A 20,898-nucleotide genomic window follows, 5' to 3' on the forward strand; every position below is an offset into this window, starting at 1 on the left:
GGTTTTATACTAAGTTGTACTAGGAGGCATCTTATTTGATGCAATAGGCGACGCCAAGCCCCTTTTGGTGGGAATTTTTGCCACAGGAGCAACTTGGGTAGCATAGTACTTGCACCAGCTAGTGAGCGGACAAATAGCGCATTTCGGCTGTCGAGCCACGCAGATGTAGCGGCCGTGCAGAATCAGCCAGTGGTGCGCCTTGGGAATCACTTCTTCAGGAATATACTTTACCAGCGCTTTCTCTACCGCTAGGGGGGTGGTTGCTGTGCGGGGCACCAAACCTAACCGATGCGACACTCGGAACACGTGTGTATCCACAGCCATAGCGGGTTGATTGTAGATAACCGACACCACTACGTTGGCCGTTTTGCGGCCCACACCCGGTAACCGCTGCAACTCCTCGATGCTGCTAGGTACTTCGCCACCAAACTCTTCAGTTAGCATCCGCCCAAGGCCAGCCAAGTGCTTTGCTTTGTTGTTGGGGTAGGATACGCTCCGGATGAAAGGGAAAATGTCTTCGGCAGCAGCAGCGCCTAGATGGGCAGGCGTTGGAAACTGCTGGATCAAGGCCGGCATAATTTGGTTGACCCGTTTGTCGGTGCACTGGGCGCTGAGCACTACCGCCACTATCAACTCGTAGGGGTTGGCGTACTGCAGCTCGGTTTGAGGCTGCGGAAAGTTGGTGGTGAAATAGTCGATGAAATAGCGGAAACGCTCGGTCGTACGCATACCAATAGAACTAAGGGGAGGGCGGCTCAGGAAAGAAGCTCAATACAAGCTTTTTCGGGTGGCTCAACAACAAAAAAGCGGAGCATCGTGCGAAGGTACCAGTTAGTGGCCTTCGCACGATGCTCCGCTTCGATGATTTCCCTTAGATACGTAGCAGCCTTTAAGCTGAGCGCAGAAAAGTGCGTGAGTACTGTAAAATGGCCTCCGTGCTTCGCTGACTCGGGCTGCTGGTCAGGGCATTGAGGGTACGCTGGGCTAGAAGAAGATCAGCACAGGCTGCGGCCAACTCAGGGTCGTGCGCCAAGGCTTGTTCTACTTCGTGCTGCTCATTAACTGGCAATTCGTTGTACACGTACCGGAGCAGTTTCTCGTTGGGTAAGGTTTTGATCATAGAGAGTTGGTTGTACGGCCATCTTCTTCCGAAGGTTGATCAGCGCGTACCGCATCCGTCCGAGCGCAGTGTTGATGCTAACACCTGTTGCATCAGCTATTTCCTGGAAGCTCATGTCGCCGTAATGACGCATGATGAGCACTTCCTTCTGAGCTGTTGGCAGGTCCTGAATCAGTTCACGAAGCTGGGAGTAGGTTTCTTCTCGGGTCAGAGCAGACTCAACTCCTTCCTCGGCATGTGTGAGGGAGTTGAATGCATGGCTCGTGGTGTCGAGGTTGAGCAGCGGGCTGCGCTTTTCGCGACGGAAAAAATCAATGGCCAGGTTGTGGGCAATTCGGCAAATCCAGGAAGAGAACTTACCCTCTTCGTTGTATCGGCCGCTTTTCATGGTATGAATAGCCTTGATAAAGGTATCCTGCAGCAGATCATCCGCCACGTCTTCATCACGCACTATCAACATGATAGTGGTAAAGACGCGGGCTTTGTGGCGTTCGAGCAATAGCGCAAACGCCTCTTCTTTGCCGGCAATGTATAGTGAAATAAGAGCGGAGTCGCTCGGCTGCATGGTTTCCATAAAGGCTACGAGTAAGGGAACGTAGAGCTTTAAGCCATATTGTGCAGTTGACGGTGAAATTCTATTATGAGCGGATGGTGAAGATTTCCTTCTGTACCAAATGTAGAGAACTGCCGGGGCAAACACAATGCCTCAGAGGCGTTACGCGAAAATATTTTTCGCATAAGTGAAACCTAATTATATACAATATATAATACTTTATACTGTGTTGTTACGGCAAATTACTTTTCCAATAAAGGTCTAATGAGGCGCAGAAAAACCCGAAAAACTATTCGTTATGTCCAAACGGAGTGTACTGACCACTATTTACTTTTCAGGCACCATTTGTTGGAAAAGCACCCTAAGCTGAAGTGCTGATAGACTATGCTGAACTGATAGCACAAGGATGGGGCCAGTTCTTAAAATGAGTTGGTTGGCAAGTTGCTCTCAATGGAAGCGGAAGGATGATTTTTTTTGTCTTTTCAGAAAGACAATAGCCCATTACCGGTTGCGAGTTGAGCTAGGTGTGGTAAATACGCCGATGCACAAAGCAAGATTTTGTCGGGTCACATTCTGCGGGCTGGTCTACCTTTGGGGCTACGTTGTGTTTGTGTGTTTCCGTTAGTATGTCCTCTGCCTCTTCTCCGCGCCAAGATTCCTACGCTGCTTTGCGCATTCCTGACTTTCGCCGGCTGATTTCGGCGAGAGTTTTTCTGACTATTGCTTTGCGGGTGCAGGGGTTGGTAATCAGCTGGCAGATATTCAAGCTCACAAATGATCCGCTGGCCCTAGGTCTTATTGGGCTGGCTGAGGCTATTCCTAGTATTGGTGTCTCGTTGTACGCGGGGCACGTAGCGGATTCGGTGCGGCGCAAGAACATCATCGTGGCAGGTGTGGCCGCACTCCTGCTATGCGCCGCCGCTCTGTGGCTGTTTGCGTCGCCTATTGGAGTTGGATTGCTTGCAAAAGATTCTTTGTACACGCTGCCACTGTATGGGGTCATTTTTGTGAGCGGCATTGCGCGAGGATTTATGGGGCCTGCGCTTTTTTCGTTTATGCCGCAGCTGCTGCCCAGCCGGGAGCAACTAGGCAATGCGGTGACGTGGAACAGCACTACGTATCAGGCAGCTTCGGTATTAGGGCCGGCTATTGGTGGGTACCTTATTGCGCATTTAGGCGTCGCCAACTCCTACACTGTATCTACGGGGCTATTGGCGCTGGCTTTGCTACAGTTTGTACAGATAGCGTCGCGTCCATTGCCGCCTTTGGAGGGGGAGCGGCTAGGCTTGAAGGATAGTGTGCTCAGTGGGCTCCACTTTATTTTCAACAATCAGTTGGTTCTGGCGGCTTTGTCGCTTGATCTGTTTGCGGTGCTGTTTGGAGGCGCAGTGGCCCTGTTGCCAGTTTTTGCGGTGGATATCCTTGAAGTTGGAGCTGCCGGACTCGGGCACCTAGAGTCGGCGCCGGCAGTGGGCTCTGTGTTAATGGCCGTGTTCCTAACCTACTTTCCGTTGCGCCGCCATGCTGGCCGTAAGCTACTGTGGGCTGTGGCTGGCTTTGGCTTGGTTACTATTTTGTTTGCCTGGTCGAGTAACTTCTGGCTGTCACTGCTGCTGTTGTTTATGACTGGAGTCTTCGACTCGGTATCGGTCATTGTGCGTTCTACGCTGCTGCACACGTTCACGCCCGAATACATGAAAGGCCGCGTGTCTGCAGTCAACAACATTTTCATTGGCTCTAGCAACGAAATAGGAGCATTCGAGTCGGGAGCGGCAGCACGGATGCTGGGGGTGGTGCCGTCCGTGGTATTTGGCGGAGCCATGACTATGTTGGTAGTAGGTATTACGGCGTGGCGCGCCGACAAGCTACGGCAACTCGACCTGACTCCCGAAACGATAAAGGCGTAAGGGCTAGGGCTCGCGCTACGCTGATATAGGTCTGCGTGCCGCACAGGATTCATGTATTAGGTAAATAAAATATAGTAGTTTGTCTTGAGGGGTTATGGTACAAAGCTGTAGTTTAGCCCCGGCTTAGTTGGAAGTGTGTGGCAGCTCAACTGTGCGCTTAAGCTAGGCTACGGCCGTATAGGTAAGCGTAAAACGGGAGCTAGCTCACCTTCTCAACCACTTCCTTTTTCAATTGAGTTGGGTATGGCTAATGCTGCTGACAAACATTGCCTGACAGTCCAGAAACCGCAGCTTATTGTTCTGGCTTTCTCATGCCCATTGCCACCGAAACCGCTGATGCCTTTGAACTTCGCTTAGCGGAGTTGCAGCATACCAACGCGGAGGCATTTATGGAAGCGTTGTTTCGGGCGTATTACCGGCCGCTTGGCAACGCCGTGTTTCGGGTAGTGCAAGACCGGACTGTAGCCGAAGACCTGGTGCAGGACGTGCTGCTAAACGTGTGGAAAAACCGTGACACGCTATGTATTACCACTACTTATAAATCCTACCTTTTTCGGGCTGCTCTCAATGGCGCATTTCGCTATACTGAGCGGCAGAAGCGGCAAGTGGCTTGGGAAGATGCGGCCATAGTTGAAGCGGGTACCAATTCAATTGCCGAGCAACTCGATGGACAGGAAGCTGAAGAAGCAGTGGCAACGGCTCTAGCGGCGTTGCCGCCTCAATGTCGGGCGGTGTTCCTACTCAGCCGGCAAGAAGGGCTAAGCTATCAGCAAATTGCTGACACGCTGGAAGTGGCCCCTAAAACCGTGGAAAACCAGATGGGCAAAGCCTTACGGCTATTGCGGCAGCACTTGAAAGGGTTTCTCTCGGGCCTGGCTGCGTTGCTGCTGGGGTGGTTTTAAACTATTTTTTGTGGGGGCGTAGGGGTAGCCTGCCAGTTGTGGCTCTTATAGCAGAACCTAACCTCATACTCCCTTACATCATTACCATGAAAACCTATTGGCTCCTTCTCCTTTTCGCGTTCTTGTCTGCCTGCGACAACGACATTACTGGCCCCCGGGTGCGCGGGACGGGCCCCACTGAATCCGAAGTGCGCACCGTCAGCAGCTTCAACCGAATTGATTTAAAGATCAACGCAGAAGTGGTTGTCACGCAGGGCAGCCCCCAGCAAGTACGCGTAGAAGCGCAGCGCAACGTGCTGGACGTACTAGAAACCGAGCTTAACGGCGACGAGCTACAAATCGAATTTGGGAAAGTGAACATCCGCGACCATGACCCCATCAAAATATACATCACAACGCCGAGTCTCACGGAAGTACAGCTTTCAGGCTCTGGTAAAATCCGCAGTGGCGCGCCGCTGAACACCACCACTTGTGTGGTTGATGTGTCGGGCTCAGGCGAGGTGGAGTTGAATTTTGCACAAGCTACCAGCCTGCGCACCAACCTGTCGGGTTCGGGAGAGATGCGCTTGAGCGGCATCAGCCAAAGCCACAATAGCAGCACCAGCGGTTCGGGCCGGATAAGTGCTTATAATTTAGCTACGCAGGACACCTATGCCTCCATTACAGGGTCGGGGAGAAGCTACGTACAGGCCAGTCGCACCCTCAATGCCGAGATTAGCGGCAGCGGAACGGTGTACTACAGAGGCAACCCCAAGGTCAGCACCTGCATTACGGGTTCGGGCCGGGTGCTCGCGGGTGACTGATGCCGCAAAAGTTTGCTTTGCTCTGGGCTAAGCGCTAAACTATCAGCTACGCTGCTAGATTTGGTCCGGAAATAATAGACTTTAGTGGGCGCAATTACCACTCTCATTCATGCCTGACTTGTATTCCGACGCCGAGGAAGCCCCCTGGGAATTGCTGGCCAAGCACTTGGCTGGCGAAGCCTCTGCGTCGGAACAACGGGAACTGCATGCTTGGCTTACGGCCGCACCTGCTCGGTTGCCACTCCTTACTGACGCAACCCGCGCTTGGGAGCGGGGTGGGCTTGTCCCCGATGCGTTTGCTGAAGCTGATGTGGAACAGGCTTGGCAGCGCTTCAAGGTGGCAGCAGACCTAGCACCAGTCGCCAAGCCGACGATCAGACCAGAAGGCCAGGTGGTGCCCTTGTGGCCCGCGGCGCACCCGTGGCGGCGCGTGGCGGCGGTTCTGATGTTGCTGGTGGGTGCCTGGGCGATGCTGCGGCTAGTACTGCCTAGTGCCCCAGAGATGGTGACAGTAGCCGCCGGCGACCAGCGGCGGCAGGCCGCTTTGCCCGATGGCAGTCAGGTGTGGGTGAACCGGCATTCCACGTTACGGTATGCCACCAACTTCAACGAAGATTCCCGCGTGGTAGAACTGCAGGGTGAAGCCTTCTTTGAAGTGAAAAAAGACCACGGGCGGCCTTTCACAGTGCTAGCCAACGACACCCGGACGCGGGTGCTCGGTACTTCATTCAACGTACGCGCTTATTCTGCCGAGGACTCCGTGGAAGTATCGGTGGTGACGGGGCGGGTGGCGTTCAGCCCAGTGCCACACCTGAGTGGCACCACTGATTCGGTGCTGCTAACGCCAGGCTTGCGCGGCGTTATTCGGCGGGCGGCTCCAGTAGCGGCCGTGCAGAAACCTATTGTGGACCCCAACTTCCGCGCCTGGCAGCGCGACGAGTTGGTATTCGACAATCAATCGTTGGCGCAGGTGGTTGAAACCATGAGCCGCTACTACGACACAACGGTGGTATTGGCTGATCCTGCCCTCGCACGCTACCGATTCACGGGCACTTTTGTGCGCACAGACCTGCGCCAAGCCCTACGGGTGGTGAGTCTCTCGGCCAACCTTTCCGTCATCAATTCCACCGACGGGTCCATCCTGCTCATCGAACCCGTGCCTTCTACTCCCTAGGACCTAGGCAACTTTCTTCTGACTTCAATCATCTACTTCGCTATGCAAAAACGCATATGCCTAGGCGTAGCCTTGCTCTTTGCGCTGGCTAGCCAACCCATTTCGGCGCAAGTGCGACCTGGCTCCGTGCTGGAGCGTAAGGTAACCGTCACGTTCCAGCAGGCGCCCCTCGAATCGGTGCTGCACACGTTGCGCCGGCAGTACGGAGTGCGTATTTCTTACAGCAACACCGCTCTTAATCTGCAACAGCCCGTGACGCTACACGTGCAGAACCAGCCGTTGCGTTCTGTGCTCAACACGCTGTTAGCCGATAAGAATATCGGCTATGAGCTGGTGGGCGACCAAGTTGTACTGCATCCGGCGAGAGCCACGAAAAGCCGGCCCGTTTTAAAATCTTCCCCTGCCTCCTCACCCACTAAACCTGCTTCAAGCAAACCCACAGCCACTAAAGCAACAGCCTCCAAAGTACCGGTGGTAGTTGCTACTAGTTCCAGCCAGCCACAAGCCAAAGCCAAACCGACTGAGGGAATGCCAGCGGCAACCACGCAACCCAATACGCCAGACCCAGTAACCCCAACAACACCTGCGTCGGATTCTACGGCTGCACCCACTACGGAAAGCGAGGAGCCCATCCGAACTACCCTTACTAAAAAGGCGCAGGTATCGTTTCTGGGGCCTTTGGGCTCGAACGGTTTGCGCGCCGGGCAAACCGTCAACCATGTGTCATTGAATGTGTTGGGTGGGTACGCAGCAGGGGTGGATGGCTTCGAAGCAGCGGGCCTCTTCAACGTGGACCGTGACACTGTGGCTGGCGTGCAGGTAGCTGGCTTGGCCAACGTGGTAGGCCGCCATTTAGAGGGCTTCCAGGGCGCTGGCTTGTTGAACGTACTGGGCGGAACAGGTACGGGTTGGCAAGCAGCAGGCCTACTCAACGTTGCTGCCCGCCCCGTAAACGGTATTCAGACCGCTGGGCTGTTCAATTACGCAGGTCCAGTGAAACCCAACGCGGCTGCTCCTGATCCGGCAAGCGCCGCTACTGATGTAGCGCCCAGACGAGCCACGGTGCAGGCAGCCGGATTGTTCAATGTGTCTTTGAATGAGGTACGAGGCATACAGGCAGCGGGCTTGTTTAATGCAGCCGGTACCGTACATGGTGTGCAACTGGCTGGTTTGCTTAACGTAGCCGATTCAGTTGATGGCGTCAGTATTGCGCCACTCAACTTCGTGCGCCACGGCTACCATCGGTTCGAGGCAACAAATACCGAGTCTTGGCCGGTAGGGGCTAGCCTGAAACTGGGCGGCTCGGCAGCTTTCTACACGTTTTTCGCTGGCGCCTACGATGATTTCGGTAGTGGCAGCCGGCGCTGGGCGCTGGGCTATGGCGCCGGCACCGAGCTCCTAACCCAGCGCCGGATAAGTGTGGGCCTCGACGCCGTCGCGCTGCACGTAAACGAGGAGCAGCGCGGCTGGACCGACAACCTCAATCTGCACAATCAATTGCGTTTGTTGGTAGGATTTGCTCCTTTCAAAGCAGGCGGCCACTTGCGCCTGATTGCCGGCCCTACGGTGAGCGTACTCGTGACGCAGCGCTACGACTCCGAGCGCGGGCAAGTGTATTCACACCTCGGTGAAAACCGTCGGCTCTGGCTGGAAGAGGGCAGTGCTACCACCCGCGTACTTGGCTGGTTTGGCTACTGCGCTGGAGTGCGCTTCTAGGAGCCTATACCAGCGCAACAGCGCCAACAAGAAGCGTAACTACATTTCTTCTACTGTGCGCGTAGGGGCGCTGCGCCTCTACTGCGTCTTACAAGCGGAACGTTCCTTCTGCTGCTGGCAGTACCCCCTGCCTTAGTTCTCGCGAGCTGTAGCTAGCTCATACTCCTGATTTTCTGACTTTTAGCCGACAGCTGCCTAGGCTGTGCCATGTCCTTTTACCTCAACTTATATGCGTTTCATTTTCGTATTTTTTCTGGCGCTGCTCCTCACCACTGCAGCAAATGCGCAAGGCCTGAATCAGACCATCCGGGGCCGTATTCTCGACCGAGAGTCGCAGCAGCCGTTGGTGGGCGCTACGGTGGTAGTGCTTGACCTAGCTACACCGCTGGCTGCTACCGCCGATGCCACGGGTACTTTCAAGCTAGAGAAGGTGCCAGTAGGCCGCCACACGCTCAAGGTCAGCTTCATCGGCTACGAAGAGCAAACCATTCCGGAACTACTGCTGGGTTCGGGTAAGGAGTTGGTGCTCAACCTTGGCCTGACGGAGTCCTTCACCAGCCTCACGGAAGTAACTGTTACAGGCGAGCGGGAAAAAGGCACTGCTCGCAACGAAATGGCTACTGTCTCGGCCCGCTCCATTTCGGTGGAAGAAAGCAAGCGCTATGCGGCCAGCCTTTCTGATCCGGCGCGTACGGCCCAAACGCTGGCGGGCGTGTCTGGCACATCGAGCGGCGACTTAAACAATGAAATTGTGGTGCGCGGCAACTCGCCGCGGGGGCTGCTCTGGCGCATAGAAGGCGTGGAAGCTCCCAACCCCAACCACTTCTCGGATGCCGGGGCCAGCGGGGGCGCCGTGAGCGTGCTCAGCACCAATGTGCTCAGCAACTCCGATTTCTTTACGGCTGCTTTTCCGGCCGAGTACGGCAATGCTCTCTCAGGAGTATTTGATGTGAAGCTGCGGACTGGCAACAACGAAAAGCGTGAATATGCCTTTCAGGCTGGGGTATTGGGTGTTGAAGCTGCCGCGGAAGGTCCGTTGAGTGCGCGTTCGAAAGGCTCGTACCTGCTAAACTATCGGTATTCCTCGCTGGCTTTGCTCAACAACCTAGGGCTCGACGTGACGGGTAATGGCGGCGTGCCCAAGTACCAAGACCTCGCCTTCAAACTCAACCTGCCGCTTGGGCGCCACAACCTTGTGCTGTGGGGCATTGGGGGCCTGAGCAGTAGCAGCTCCCGTGCCACCCGCGACTCTTCGCAGTGGGAGCGGTATTATGAGCGGTTCGATGACCGTTCCTCGTCGGATGTGGCCGTAGGCGGGCTCACGTACACCCATTCTCTCAACGACCACGCCTACATCGAAACGGCACTTACGGCCTCGGGCGACCGACATGCCTATCAGGCCTACGAGTTGTCGGAGAGCTATAATCGGGTGCTCGATACAGAGCAGCGCTACGAAAACACTGCCCTGCGTGCATCGGTGCTTTACAACCATAAAATCAACGCCCACCACACAGTACGGACGGGTGCTGTTCTTAGCCGGTTGGGCTTCACGGCCGACAATGGCTTCCGCGACGATGACTATGGCGGCCAGTACGTTCAGTTCTTGCAGGGTACGGGGCATGCCACCACCACGCAGCTATATAGCCAGTGGAAATACCGCGCCACCGAACAGCTCACCTTTACCAGCGGCGTACATTTTCTGCATTTCAGTTTGAATGGCAACGCGGCAGTGGAGCCGCGTGCGGGTGCGAGGTGGGCTTTCGCGCCGAGGCAGTCGTTGTCAGCGGGCGTGGGGCTGCACAGTCGCTTGGAAGCGCCTTTCTCTTATTACACCCGTGTACCAAACACTACCGGCGGCTACACCGAACCCAACCGCAACCTGGGGCTGGCGCGCGCCGTGCACTATGTGCTCAGCTACGACAACCAACTGCGCGAGGACCTACGTCTGCGGGTGGAGCCCTACTATCAATACCTGTACAACGTGGCCATTAGCCCGGACCGCGCAAGCACCTTTGCGGCTCTTAACTATGGCGGTGGGGCACCCTCGGAAGCACTGGTGGCTCGTGGCTTGGGTCAGAACTACGGTTTGGATGTAACGCTCGAAAAGTTCTTTACCAGCCAGAATTACTTCCAGCTCACCGGCTCGCTCTACGACTCTCGCTACCGTGCCATTGATGGCAAATGGCGCAACACCCGCTACAATGGCAACTTCGTGGCTAATGCTTTGGGTGGGCGCGAATTCAAGGTGGGCCGCGCCAACAACAACTTGGTGGGGCTGAACCTGCGCTTACTTTGGGCTGGTGGCAACCGCTATACTCCCATCGATTTGGCTGCCTCTCGTCAAGCCGGCTATGGTGTCACCCTTGAAGATGAAGCGTGGTCCGAACAGGGGCCCTCGTACTTCCGCTTAGATGTGCGCGCTAGCTACCGCAAGAACCGGCCGCACGCCTCGCACATTATCTCCCTGGACCTACAAAACGCTACCAACAACCAGAACATCTTCGGCCGCTTCTACGACCGGTATTCCCAACAACTCGAAACATCGTACCAAACCTCTCTGGTGCCATTCCTGAACTACCGAGTGGAGTTCTGAGCCCGCACGCATCCTTTATCATTCAAGCTGACCCCAAGAACTATAGCTACGATATAGGGTAACCACCAAGGCTCTTGGTTATCAGCGCAGTTATCCACATGATGTGGATAACTGCGCTGATAACCAAGAGCCTTGGTGGTTACTAAAAGGAAAATTGCTTGTAACGATTTGTCTTGCTTGGTGTTCAGCGCTGGTTGTCAGGTAGTTTGACTACTGAATAGCCGGGCCTTAACGGCTTGCTGCAGGGCTAGAGCCTTGGGTACTGCGCTCTTGCTTGCTTGCCTTTGTGTGCGCAGCCCGCTTCACTGTTGTTGGTTCAATGCTAGTTTGAGTGGTTTGGGCAGCTATCCAAGAGCGCATCACGTCTAGCGCCTTAGGCGAAAAGGTAGGTTGCTGCTCTCCATTAACTATGGCCCATTCTTCTGAAAGAGGCTGCAGCCAGTGGTTGACTCCTGCCAGCTTCTGGGTCTTTACGCTCTTGCTGTTACGCAAGCCACGCCGCAGCATAGACAGGTTGCCCGAGGCCTCCACTTGCAAATCAAGCGCACCGTTGAGTGCTAATACTGGGCATTTCACTTTGTGCAATTCACGGGCTGGCTCGAAGTCAATGAAATAACGGGACCAAGGCGACGTGAGTTGAATAGCGCGGGCCCGGGCCATATGGGGGTCGAGGTCGGTATTGCTGTTGCGCAGTGTGCCAGCCACCTTGCCGCGAGCTTGCGCGTCGTTGGGCGTTTGCCGGATTATGTCAATCATCTCCACATGCAAAGCCAACGCAGCTTTTACTTGTGCTGGGGAGGCCCCAATCAGGCGCATGATTTCCAACTGTTGCTGCACCAAAACATGACGCCCAGGCAACCCGTAGCCCGCCAGTGAAACTACAAAGGCTGGCGTTGCAGCATTTGCGTCGGCAGCAGCCAGCAGCGCTACATTGGCTCCTTCTCCATGACCGATAAAGCCTATCTCTTGCGGATTGATCAAGTCACGGGTACGTAAGAAGCTCATGGCAGCTTGCGCATCACTTACCATATCAATGGTAGTGGTGTTGAAATAGCTGCCCTGTGACTTGCCCACTCCCCGGTCATCGAAGCGCAGTACGGCCGTTCCGCGGCGGGTCAAGTAATCAGCAAGAATGCTGAACATGCGGTATTCCTGTTCGCCAGCGTCACGGTCTTGGGGGCCGGAATCAGAAAGCAGGACTACGGCCGGGAAAGGACCCGGTCCGGCTGGTACTGTCAGGGTACCTGAGAGGCGCAGCTTGGCGCTGGGGTTGGTGAAGCTTACCTCGTCTTCGCGGTAGGGTGGAGTCAGGCGAACTTTGCCTGATGCTGTGGCAGCCGAGCTGGCACGCTGCATCTCTAGCGTCCCCGAAAGACCGGGCTGTTTCCAAAAACCCGAAAGTACGGCGCCATCTTTTAGCACCTTGCCCTTAAAGCTACTGCCCGCCTGCTCGATTTGCAGGGTGAGGTCACTACCTTTCAACACTACTTCAACGGGCATCCGGTAGATGCGCTGCTGAGGTACGTCGAGAGCTGCATAGTAAGTGCCGTTTGTGAGGGGCACGATGGTAACGATAAGCTCCAATGTGCCGCCAGGTACTTTTAGAGGCCCCCGCCATTGCCCGTTCAGAGTAGGTGGGGTAGCGGCTACTGAGGAGAAGGCTGCCAGTATAAGCCAGAGGAATATAAGAATGTGTAAACTTTTCTTCATAAAGTTTTATAGAACAGAGCACAGGGGGCTATAGGGGGCTTTTTAAAGCCGAAAATTACCAAAATTACCGCAGTGTACCGTCGATTATTTGCTAGAATAGTTAAATGTTATTTGATAAGTGCAGTATACGCGTTTCGGTGAGTTTGTAAGCTGGTCTGTAGTTCATTGAAACTTAACGCTTACATTAGGAGGCGTAGTAACTTCCGCATTTATGTATGCTTAAGCGAAAATTTCTGCTGTTGAGTGCCGCCTTGCTGCTCATAGTACTTGGCTGGCGGACCTCCTATCAAACGGCTGTACCGCCTATTAACCCGGGGCAGTGGAAAGACGAGCTACGAGCATTTACGCAACAGGATAGGCTGATTAAGCCACCTGCAGCACCGCTGCTGTTTTATGGTAGCTCCTCTATTAGGATGTGGAAAACACTGGCCGCTGATTTCGCGGGTAAACCCGTTTTGAATCGGGGGTTCGGGGGGTCTCGTTTCCCCGATGCCATCTATTTCTTCGATACGCTGGTTGTGCGCTACCAGCCGCGGCAGGTAATCCTATACGAAGGCGACAACGACATTGCAGCTGGTGCCACCCCAGCACAAGTATTCGAGTCGTTTCAGCAGTTCGAGAAACTTATGCGTCAGAAGCTGCCCAATACAGAACTGCTCTTTCTGTCTATCAAGCCTAGCCTGGCCCGGTGGAAGCTAGACCCTGAAATACGCGAGGCGAACACGCTTATCCGGAAGTATATCGAGGCCCATCCGCAGCAACTGCGTTTTGTGGATGTAGGCTCTCCTATGCTGGGTTCTGATAGAAAGCCCCGCCCCGAACTGTATGTGGAGGACGGCCTGCACATGACCCATGCCGGCTACAAAATTTGGACGCGGGTGCTGGCTCCTTATTTGGCGAAATAGCAGAAAAGTAAAAGCCGAGTTAGCAAGCACGAAACGACCACCAAAGGTCCAGTGGCTGCACTCATACTCCTATATACAAGCAGGCATCAGACAGGAGGGAGGCAATGCGTGGGGTTGTGGGGGCAGAGGGCTAGGCGTGTACAGACGGCTTCGGCACGAGTTACCTTTTGTTGGTCGGTGGGGGCAGAGGCTACCCAGGCCACCCAGGCGTGTTGTGCTGACAACGGCAGCTGCTTATAGCTTTCCAGGGCGCCGGCAACCCCAGCCAAACATTCCTCGAAATCATCAGTGGATACGAGCAGAGGGGCATCTTCCTCCGCGTGGAAAAGTACGAGCCTAACTGTATCACCTGCCTGCTTGCCCAACTGGTTGCGAAGGGCGGCATTCACTGGCAAAAACAACCGTCCTTGCCCCATCGACATTAGGTGAAGGTTTTCAAGCGCGAGGTCATCGATGCTCCCACTGACCCGCATTTTGTTGAAGTACGTGTTGGGTGCGGTTACCTGTGTGGGTAGAGGAGCATAAGTCCAGCCGCCTTTGCCAGAAAACTTAGCCAGCGTCACGAGTGCGTTCAGGAGTTGAATAGGCATAATAGGGAGGTGAGCAGCCGTTGTACTGCAGACCAAAAGATAAAGAAGTTAGCAGCAGCTAACCCTATGCCGTACCTTCGCGCAGGCAAACCGCACTGCTTGGAAACCAAACCCCCGGTTGCGGCTGTTACCCCGTCTATGGCCGAAAATTCCGCTTTGCAGATGGCCGCTCCGGCGGCCGACCCGATTGATCAGCTCGATCCGCGCGAGTACATCCTCATAAAGAATGCCCGGGTTCATAATCTGAAGAACCTGAGCGTCGCGCTGCCGCGCAATAAATTTATTGTTGTCACTGGCCTGTCAGGCTCGGGCAAATCATCGTTGGCCTTCGACACGCTGTATGCCGAAGGGCAGCGGATGTACGTGGAAAGCCTGAGCAGCTACGCCCGCCAGTTCCTGGGCCGGATGGACAAACCGGATGTGGATTACATCCGGGGCATTTCGCCGGCTATTGCTATCGAGCAGAAGGTAAGCATCAAGAATAACCGCTCGACCGTTGGCACCAGCACCGAAATCTACGATTACCTGAAGCTGCTGTTTGCCCGTGTAGGCCGCACGTACTCCCCCGTCAGTGGGGAGCAGGTACGCAAAGACAACGTGGCCGATGTAGTGGATTACCTCATGCAGCTGCCCGCCGATACGCGCGTGATGCTGCTGGCACCTCTGTTCCGTTCCGAAGACAATCGGCCGATGAGCAAGGAGCTGGATCTGCTGCTGCAAAAGGGCTACAGCCGGGTGGTGGTCAACAACGAAACCGCCTTCATTGAGGAGCTCATCGCCGAAGGCCAGCCCGAGGTGAAAGGGGAGGTGTTCATTATGATAGACCGCGCCGTTATTCACCCCGGCGACGAGGACTTGACGTTCCGGCTTTCCGACTCGGTGCAAACGGCTTTCTTCGAGGGCCACGGTACGTGCATTGTGAAGCTGGACGACGAAACTCGCACCTTCTCCGACCGGTTCGAGCTGGATGGGTTGGTGTTCGAGGAGCCTAGTGTCAACTTCTTCTCCTTCAACAACCCGTACGGGGCCTGCCAGACCTGCGAGGGATTCGGCTCAGTGCTCGGTATTGATGAGGACTTGGTAATCCCCGACAAGAGCCTGACGGTGTACGAAGGAGCTATTGCGCCCTGGCGTACCGACAAGCAGAGCGAGTGGCTGAAGCCGCTGCTTAAAAATGGGATTCGATTCGATTTTCCGATCCACCGTCCTTACAATGAGCTAAGCGAAGCCGAGCGCACCTTGCTCTGGAAAGGCAACAAGTACTTCGACGGCCTCGACGACTACTTTAAGTGGGTGGCCACCCAAACACACAAAATCCAGTACCGCGTGCTGCAAAGCCGCTACCGGGGTCGCACTACCTGCCCCGATTGCCGAGGCACGCGGCTGCGCAAGGATGCGCAATACGTGAAAATCACGGGTCAAAGCATCACTGACCTAGTGTTGTTGCCCGTGAGCCGGGCGCTGGAGTTTTTCCAGAACATGAACCTGGACGAGCACGACGCCAAAGTAGCGGAGCGGCTAGCCACGGAAATCACCAACCGCTTAGAATACCTGAACCGGGTTGGGTTGGGCTACCTGACGCTAAACCGACTAAGCAGCACGCTGTCGGGTGGGGAAAGCCAGCGGATTTCGTTGGCTACCTCGCTGGGTTCGGCGCTGGTCGGCTCGATGTATATTCTCGATGAGCCCAGCATTGGCTTGCACCCCAAAGACGCCGAGCAACTGATTGGTGTACTGCGTTCCTTGCAGCAACTCGGCAACACCGTTATTGTGGTAGAGCACGAAGAGAAGATGATGGAAGTGGCCGACCAGATTCTCGATATCGGGCCGGAAGCGGGTAGCGGCGGTGGCAACCTGATGTTTCAGGGCACTTACGACGAACTGCTGGAGAACACCAACACCTATACCGGCGACTACCTGAGCGGCCGGCGCGAAGTGTCAGTGCCCACCACGCGCCGCCCCTGGCGCAATGCGCTGGAACTGACAGGCGCGCGTGAAAACAACCTAAAGAATGTGTCGGTGAAGTTTCCGCTGAACGTGATGACAGTGGTGACCGGCGTATCAGGTTCAGGTAAGTCCACGTTGATACGCCGGATTTTGGCGCCGGCACTGCTCAAGCAGTTGGGAGGCGGAGCTGGCGAGGCTACGGGCAAGTTCGACCGCCTTACTGGCGTGAACGGGCAGGTGACCCACGTGGAGTTCGTGGACCAGAACCCCATCGGCAAAAGCAGCCGCTCCAACCCGGTGACCTACGTGAAAGCCTATGACGCTATCCGGAGCCTGTTTGCCGACCAGCCGCTGGCCAAGGCGCGCGGCTTCAAACCTTCGCACTTCTCGTTCAACATCGACGGGGGCCGCTGTGAGGTGTGCCAGGGCGAAGGGCAGGTGAAGATTGAAATGCAGTTTATGGCCGACATCTACCTGACGTGCGAAGCCTGCGAGGGCCGCAAGTTCAAGCAGGATATTCTGGACGTAAAATTCCAGGAGAAGGCCATCAACGAAGTGCTGGAAATGACCATTGAGGACAGCATCACGTTCTTCAAAGGCCAGCCTAAAATAGTGGAGCGTCTGAAGCCACTCGACGACGTGGGCCTGGGCTATATCCGACTAGGACAGTCAGCTAATACCCTCTCGGGTGGGGAAGCCCAGCGCGTAAAGCTCGCCTCGTTCCTAACCAAAGGAGCCACGCTGCAAAACGATAAAATCCTGTTCATCTTCGATGAGCCGAGCACCGGCTTGCACTTCCACGACATCAACAAGCTGATGCTGGCCCTGAATGCACTGGTGGAACAAGGCAACTCGGTGCTTATCATCGAGCACAACATCGACATTATCAAGTGTGCCGATTGGGTGATTGACCTGGGCCCGGAAGGTGGTATCAATGGCGGCCACCTCCTGTTCGAGGGTACACCCGAAGACATGGTGAAGCTCAAGGATAGCAACCATACCGCCCGGTTCCTGGCCGAGAAACTGTAAGGAATGCTACGCCTCCGCTGAGCCTGTTGTCTCGGAAGCTGGTGAAAAAGCAAAAAGGCCCGAACGAGGAATCGTTCGGGCCTTTTTGCATTCGCTGAGAATCTTACTTACAAGCTAATCGGCTACTCTGTTCAGGCGGTAGCTACTGCTGCTACGGGCCGGGCTTTGCGCTTGGTCTTGTTGCGCCGGCCCCACCAAATAACGGTGCCCGTAACGGGTAAGCTAGCGGAAATCAAGCTGCCCAAGAAGGCGACAATCTTACCGCCAAACCCTAAAATCTGGCCGGTATGGAGGTCATAGTTCATGTCGGAGAACTTGGTGCCGGTACTCTTGGTGGCGTGGAAACGAGACTCCAGCAACTGGCCCGAAACAGGGTGGAAAGCATATTCGTCGCGGTGGTAGTAGTGCAGGGCTTTCTGGTAGGTCCAGCAATACGCGGGGGTCTTGCCGGTGCCAGAAGGCCCAATCAGGACCATCTCGTTTGTGGGCGACAGACGGCGCACGTTGCGGTACACAATGTCGGGGAGGGGTTGAACGGCGGCCGGTACAATTTGCAAGGTATCCAGCTTGGTTTTCATGATCTCCTGCGGAGCCGCTTTGCCACCATCCACCACGAACACAATCGACTCCAGCATCCAGGGGTAAATCATGAACAGGCCAGACAAGGCCAGCACCATGCCAATGCTGGCCGCGTAGAAGCCCAGCACGTTGTGCAAATCGTAGTTGACGCGGCGCCAGCGTGCGCCCCACTTAATGGTGAAGCGCTGCTTACGCTCTTGCTTGCGCTTTGGCCACCACAATACCAAGCCAGTGAGCAGCATCACCACAAAAATGGAAATGCTGATGCCAACCACCCAGGTAGCTACCTCTTCGGGCAGCAGCAGGTGCATATGAATCTCCTGGATGATGGTGAAAAAGTGCGTGCGTAGGTTTTGTTCGTGCAGCACCTGGCCCGTGTAGGGGTTTAGGTACACCTGAATAGGCAAGCCGGCCTGGTCTATGAAAAACACGGTGGCCGAGCGGTCGGCAGCAAAGTAAGTCACCCAGGAAGTTTCTGCTTTCACCCCCGGATGGGAAGCCAGCGCGGCGGCCTGCAAGCGTGAGGGCAACACTGGCGCTGTGGCCTGTGCTTCCACTTTGCGCCACGGCTCGGTCAGGTCCCGGATGTCATCCTGAAACGTGAAAATAGCGCCCGTGATGCTCACGATAAACACCACCAGCCCGGACGCTAGTCCGAGCCAGAGGTGCATTTTGCCGACGGCTTGCTTGAAAGTCATAGGAAACGGCGAACAGTGTAGTAAGCAGAACGTCATGCTTCGGCCCGCGCAGCATGACGTTCTCTCAAACAAAATTATCAGAACTTATAGCTCACGCTGCCGATGATGCTGCGCAGTTTCTGGGGGCTCATGGTGGTGTAGCCTACCCAGTACTGCTGGTCGGTGATGTTGTCTACTTTAGCCGACAGGCGGAACTTGGGCTGGTCGTAGAATACGCTGGCGTTGAGCACTGTGTAGCTAGGCAGGGTGAACACGCTGAGGGTCGTGTTCTGCACGCGGTTGTCGCTGGCGTAGTTGCCCCCGAAGCCCACGCCTAAGCCCTTCAGCGTGCCTGTAGGCTGGCGGTAGCTCACCCAGGCGTTGGCTAGGTAAGGCGAGGAAGCGGTGTTCGGCCGCCGGCCGTTTTCAATTTCACTGGAATTTTTCCACTCCGAGTGGTTGTAGGCAAAGCCGGCCACCACGTTCAGGCCTGTTACGGGGTTAGCCGTCAGGTTCAGTTCTACGCCACGGCTCATTTGCGTGCCGTTCTGGGTTTGTGCGTTCGGAATGCCGTCGTTGGCTCCTAGAGTACTTTCTGGTACTGGCGTAGACCGCAACAAGTCCTGCACTTGAATATCGTAGTAGCTCACTGTAGCACTTACCCGGCCGTCGGCTGCGTCAAGCTTCACGCCGCCTTCCCACTGGTTGGCTTGCTCGATTTTCGAGGTCCGAGCCTGGCGGTTCACGTCGATGTACGTACCGTCGGTGGGGTTCTTGAAGCTGTTCTGGTAGTTGGCAAACAGAGCTACCCGGTCTTTCACTGGCTGATATACCAGGCCAAACTTAGGCGACAACGACGTTTGCGAGTACGCCATGTTAGGACTGTAGGAAATACCGCCTTTGTTGTCGAAGTGGTCGAGGCGCAGAGCGGCCAGCACGCTGAGTTTGTCGGTCAGGTTGAGCACGTCCGAAACGAAGGCGCTGTAGGTGTTCGATTTGGTGGTAACCAAATAGTGAGGCGGCGGGGTGGTAGCGTAGAGCGCAGCCAAAGCCGTCCCGTTGAACGTGCGGTAGTTGTAGCCTGGCACGTTCACCACGGGCACTGCATCGAAGCCGCCGCCCAGGAAATTCACGTCCGCATCAACGCGCAGGAAGTCCAGGCCCAGCACCACGCGGTTGCGTAGGCTGCCTAGGTTGAAGTCGCCGTTGAACAACTGCTGTACTTCCCAAATCTGCCGCTTGCTGTTCTGCGTGGATTGGTCGGCGCGCGAGAGGGTTACCGCGTTGGTAGCACTATCAACCGGATTCAGATAGAAGTAGGGGCCCGCACCATCGGAGAAGCTGTGGCTGGACGTCAGGAAGGTAGTAGAAGTGAGGTTAGGCGAAATACGGTACTGCACCTGCCCGAACAGGTTAGTGCTGCGCGAGTCCTGAATCAGGCCCGGCCCCATGTACGACTGGCGGTAGTCCAGCGGCGCTTTGTCGGCCCGGTCGAAGCCCAGCGCCGACGAGGGGAAGTAGAAGAAGATAAGCTGCTTGCCTACGCCTCGGCCCTGGTACACTTCGGCATCAACGTTGACAGTCAATTTATCAGAGGGGCGCCATTGCAGGCTGGGAGCTACGGCCAGGTTCTTGTTGAAGCCGGTGTACCCTGCGTTTTGGAAGTTGTCTTCGTAGGTGTAGGCTGTGTTCAGGCGGAAGGCTAGTTTTTTAGGCTGGTCGGCGGGCGCATTAGGGTTTACTAGGTTCACGTCGGCACTTACGCGGTGGAAGCCGTAGCTGCCAGCGGCCACCGTGGCTTCGCCTCCAAAGGTATCTGAGGGCTTCTTGGTCACGCGGTTCAGCAGGCCACCATACGAGGTCAACGACGAGCCGAATAGGGTAGCCGACGGGCCTTTGATGACTTCCAGCTTCTCTAGGTTCACCGCATCAATGTCGCTAGTTACGTTGCCGGCCACGCCGTTGCGTAGCTGGCTCGACAGCACGAAGCCCCGCGAAGCGTAGAAAGCGCCGCCGTCGCCACCGCGGCCGGTGGCATCCCACATTTTCTGGAGGCCGGGCACGTTGCGCGTGGCGTCGTCCACGGTAAACACCAACTGCTCAGTCAGGAGCTCCTTGCCCACAGTAGCATATACCTGCGGGTTTTCCAGATTCTTAAGCGGCATCTTGCCCACGTATTCCGATTCCTTACGGGCAAACTTGTTGGTTTGAGTGCCTTGCACCACCACTTCCTTCAGTTGTTCGGTGCTGGCTTCCAGCTGAAAATCTTGCGCACTAACCTGACCGGCTGTTACCTGTACCTGCCGTTCCTGGGTGCTAAAGCCTACCAGCCGCACTCCGAGCGTGTAAGTGCCGGGCTGCAAGCCCGCAATGCGGTAGTTGCCGCTGTTGTCGGTGTTGGCTCCCTTGCCTGTTCCCTTGATACCAACTGAAACCCCCACAACGGACTGGCCATCTGAGGCAGTAATATGGCCTTGGATGATGCCTCTCTGTGCTTGCGCAGAAAGAGAAAGCATAGCGGACACTAAAACAAGAAGGAAAGTGAGAGACTGGCGTACTAGACCAGTGGCAAGTGGTTTCATGTGGCGTTGCAATAGTTGGATCGGCTGCAAAGCTCGGGAGTAAATTTGATTATTTAGAATGTTTACAAATAATATTTAGATGTAGTATAAACAATTAACTAGGTCCGGGAG

Annotated in this window: 15 protein-coding genes; 8 read left to right on the forward strand and 7 right to left on the reverse strand. The window is 55.5% G+C overall.

Annotated features, from left to right (window positions below):
* Positions 1-9: 9 nt before the first annotated feature.
* The 3 genes from nth to MTX78_RS02600 form a co-directional block, all read right to left on the reverse strand.
* Positions 10-729: an endonuclease III gene (gene nth / locus MTX78_RS02590; protein ID WP_243799646.1), complete on the reverse strand. Its 720-nt coding sequence runs from the start codon at positions 727-729 to the stop codon at positions 10-12.
* A 160-nt stretch (positions 730-889) separates the two neighbouring features.
* Positions 890-1,120 carry a hypothetical protein gene (locus MTX78_RS02595; RefSeq protein ID WP_243799648.1) on the reverse strand — a complete coding sequence of 77 codons (231 nt, stop codon included), beginning with the start codon at positions 1,118-1,120 and terminating at the stop codon, positions 890-892.
* Complete coding sequence (locus tag MTX78_RS02600; protein ID WP_243799649.1) at positions 1,059-1,694, reverse strand: RNA polymerase sigma factor; 636 nt, start codon at positions 1,692-1,694, stop codon at positions 1,059-1,061. Before MTX78_RS02600 ends, MTX78_RS02595 begins: the two co-directional genes overlap by 62 nt.
* A gap of 605 nt (positions 1,695-2,299) precedes the next feature.
* Here MTX78_RS02600 and MTX78_RS02605 point away from each other — a divergent pair.
* The 6 genes from MTX78_RS02605 (at position 2,300) to MTX78_RS02630 (ending at position 10,768) form a co-directional block, all read left to right on the forward strand.
* Positions 2,300-3,580 carry an MFS transporter gene (locus tag MTX78_RS02605; protein ID WP_243799651.1) on the forward strand — a complete coding sequence of 427 codons (1,281 nt, stop codon included), beginning with the start codon at positions 2,300-2,302 and terminating at the stop codon, positions 3,578-3,580.
* Between the two features lie 311 nt (positions 3,581-3,891).
* Positions 3,892-4,482: an RNA polymerase sigma-70 factor gene (locus MTX78_RS02610; RefSeq protein WP_243799653.1), complete on the forward strand. Its 591-nt coding sequence runs from the start codon at positions 3,892-3,894 to the stop codon at positions 4,480-4,482.
* A gap of 86 nt (positions 4,483-4,568) precedes the next feature.
* On the forward strand, positions 4,569-5,285 hold the full coding sequence (locus MTX78_RS02615) for a head GIN domain-containing protein (protein ID WP_243799654.1): 717 nt from the start codon (positions 4,569-4,571) through the stop codon (positions 5,283-5,285).
* 109 nt (positions 5,286-5,394) lie between these two features.
* Positions 5,395-6,459, forward strand: a complete 1,065-nt coding sequence (locus MTX78_RS02620) for a FecR family protein (RefSeq protein WP_243799656.1) — start codon at positions 5,395-5,397, stop codon at positions 6,457-6,459.
* 42 nt (positions 6,460-6,501) lie between these two features.
* The gene (locus MTX78_RS02625) at positions 6,502-8,175 is read left to right on the forward strand and encodes a DUF4974 domain-containing protein (RefSeq protein ID WP_243799658.1); all 1,674 of its coding nucleotides are present in this window, start codon (positions 6,502-6,504) and stop codon (positions 8,173-8,175) included.
* A gap of 229 nt (positions 8,176-8,404) precedes the next feature.
* Positions 8,405-10,768, forward strand: coding sequence for a TonB-dependent receptor (locus tag MTX78_RS02630; RefSeq protein WP_243799660.1), 2,364 nt, complete (start codon positions 8,405-8,407; stop codon positions 10,766-10,768).
* A gap of 228 nt (positions 10,769-10,996) precedes the next feature.
* On the opposite strand, the gene MTX78_RS02635 is transcribed toward MTX78_RS02630, so the two are convergent.
* The gene (locus tag MTX78_RS02635) at positions 10,997-12,478 is read right to left on the reverse strand and encodes an alpha/beta hydrolase family protein (protein ID WP_243799661.1); all 1,482 of its coding nucleotides are present in this window, start codon (positions 12,476-12,478) and stop codon (positions 10,997-10,999) included.
* Between the two features lie 215 nt (positions 12,479-12,693).
* On the opposite strand from MTX78_RS02635, the gene MTX78_RS02640 reads away from it, so the two are divergent.
* Entirely contained in the window at positions 12,694-13,383 is a 690-nt protein-coding gene (locus MTX78_RS02640) for an SGNH/GDSL hydrolase family protein (RefSeq protein ID WP_243799663.1), read from the forward strand.
* An 86-nt stretch (positions 13,384-13,469) separates the two neighbouring features.
* Here MTX78_RS02640 and MTX78_RS02645 read toward each other — a convergent pair whose 3' ends face one another.
* Complete coding sequence (locus tag MTX78_RS02645; RefSeq protein ID WP_243799664.1) at positions 13,470-13,973, reverse strand: YdeI/OmpD-associated family protein; 504 nt, start codon at positions 13,971-13,973, stop codon at positions 13,470-13,472.
* Positions 13,974-14,111: 138 nt separating this feature from the next.
* On the opposite strand from MTX78_RS02645, the gene uvrA reads away from it, so the two are divergent.
* On the forward strand, positions 14,112-16,949 hold the full coding sequence (gene uvrA, locus MTX78_RS02650; RefSeq protein ID WP_243799666.1) for an excinuclease ABC subunit UvrA: 2,838 nt from the start codon (positions 14,112-14,114) through the stop codon (positions 16,947-16,949).
* A gap of 131 nt (positions 16,950-17,080) precedes the next feature.
* Here the strand turns inward: uvrA and MTX78_RS02655 are convergent, their stop codons facing one another.
* Complete coding sequence (locus MTX78_RS02655) at positions 17,081-18,226, reverse strand: PepSY-associated TM helix domain-containing protein (protein WP_243799668.1); 1,146 nt, start codon at positions 18,224-18,226, stop codon at positions 17,081-17,083.
* 77 nt (positions 18,227-18,303) lie between these two features.
* The gene (locus MTX78_RS02660; protein ID WP_243799670.1) at positions 18,304-20,721 is read right to left on the reverse strand and encodes a TonB-dependent receptor; all 2,418 of its coding nucleotides are present in this window, start codon (positions 20,719-20,721) and stop codon (positions 18,304-18,306) included.
* Positions 20,722-20,898 lie beyond the last annotated feature (177 nt).

It is taken from the genome of Hymenobacter tibetensis (assembly GCF_022827545.1).
GTDB classification, from domain to species: domain Bacteria; phylum Bacteroidota; class Bacteroidia; order Cytophagales; family Hymenobacteraceae; genus Hymenobacter; species Hymenobacter tibetensis.

Bases quoted from the DNA above. Each gene is read 5' to 3' on its own strand.
- MTX78_RS02605 (WP_243799651.1), top strand. From the start codon at position 2,300: ATGTCCTCTGCCTCTTCTCCGCGCCAAGATTCCTACGCTGCTTTGCGC.
- MTX78_RS02640 (WP_243799663.1), top strand. From the start codon at position 12,694: ATGCTTAAGCGAAAATTTCTGCTGTTGAGTGCCGCCTTGCTGCTCATA.
- MTX78_RS02645 (WP_243799664.1), bottom strand. From the start codon at position 13,973: ATGCCTATTCAACTCCTGAACGCACTCGTGACGCTGGCTAAGTTTTCT.
- MTX78_RS02595 (WP_243799648.1), bottom strand. From the start codon at position 1,120: ATGATCAAAACCTTACCCAACGAGAAACTGCTCCGGTACGTGTACAAC.
- MTX78_RS02635 (WP_243799661.1), bottom strand. From the start codon at position 12,478: ATGAAGAAAAGTTTACACATTCTTATATTCCTCTGGCTTATACTGGCA.
- MTX78_RS02655 (WP_243799668.1), bottom strand. From the start codon at position 18,226: ATGACTTTCAAGCAAGCCGTCGGCAAAATGCACCTCTGGCTCGGACTA.
- MTX78_RS02630 (WP_243799660.1), top strand. From the start codon at position 8,405: ATGCGTTTCATTTTCGTATTTTTTCTGGCGCTGCTCCTCACCACTGCA.
- MTX78_RS02600 (WP_243799649.1), bottom strand. From the start codon at position 1,694: ATGGAAACCATGCAGCCGAGCGACTCCGCTCTTATTTCACTATACATT.
- nth (WP_243799646.1), bottom strand. From the start codon at position 729: ATGCGTACGACCGAGCGTTTCCGCTATTTCATCGACTATTTCACCACC.
- MTX78_RS02620 (WP_243799656.1), top strand. From the start codon at position 5,395: ATGCCTGACTTGTATTCCGACGCCGAGGAAGCCCCCTGGGAATTGCTG.
- MTX78_RS02615 (WP_243799654.1), top strand. From the start codon at position 4,569: ATGAAAACCTATTGGCTCCTTCTCCTTTTCGCGTTCTTGTCTGCCTGC.
- MTX78_RS02660 (WP_243799670.1), bottom strand. From the start codon at position 20,721: ATGCTTTCTCTTTCTGCGCAAGCACAGAGAGGCATCATCCAAGGCCAT.
- MTX78_RS02610 (WP_243799653.1), top strand. From the start codon at position 3,892: ATGCCCATTGCCACCGAAACCGCTGATGCCTTTGAACTTCGCTTAGCG.
- MTX78_RS02625 (WP_243799658.1), top strand. From the start codon at position 6,502: ATGCAAAAACGCATATGCCTAGGCGTAGCCTTGCTCTTTGCGCTGGCT.
- uvrA (WP_243799666.1), top strand. From the start codon at position 14,112: ATGGCCGAAAATTCCGCTTTGCAGATGGCCGCTCCGGCGGCCGACCCG.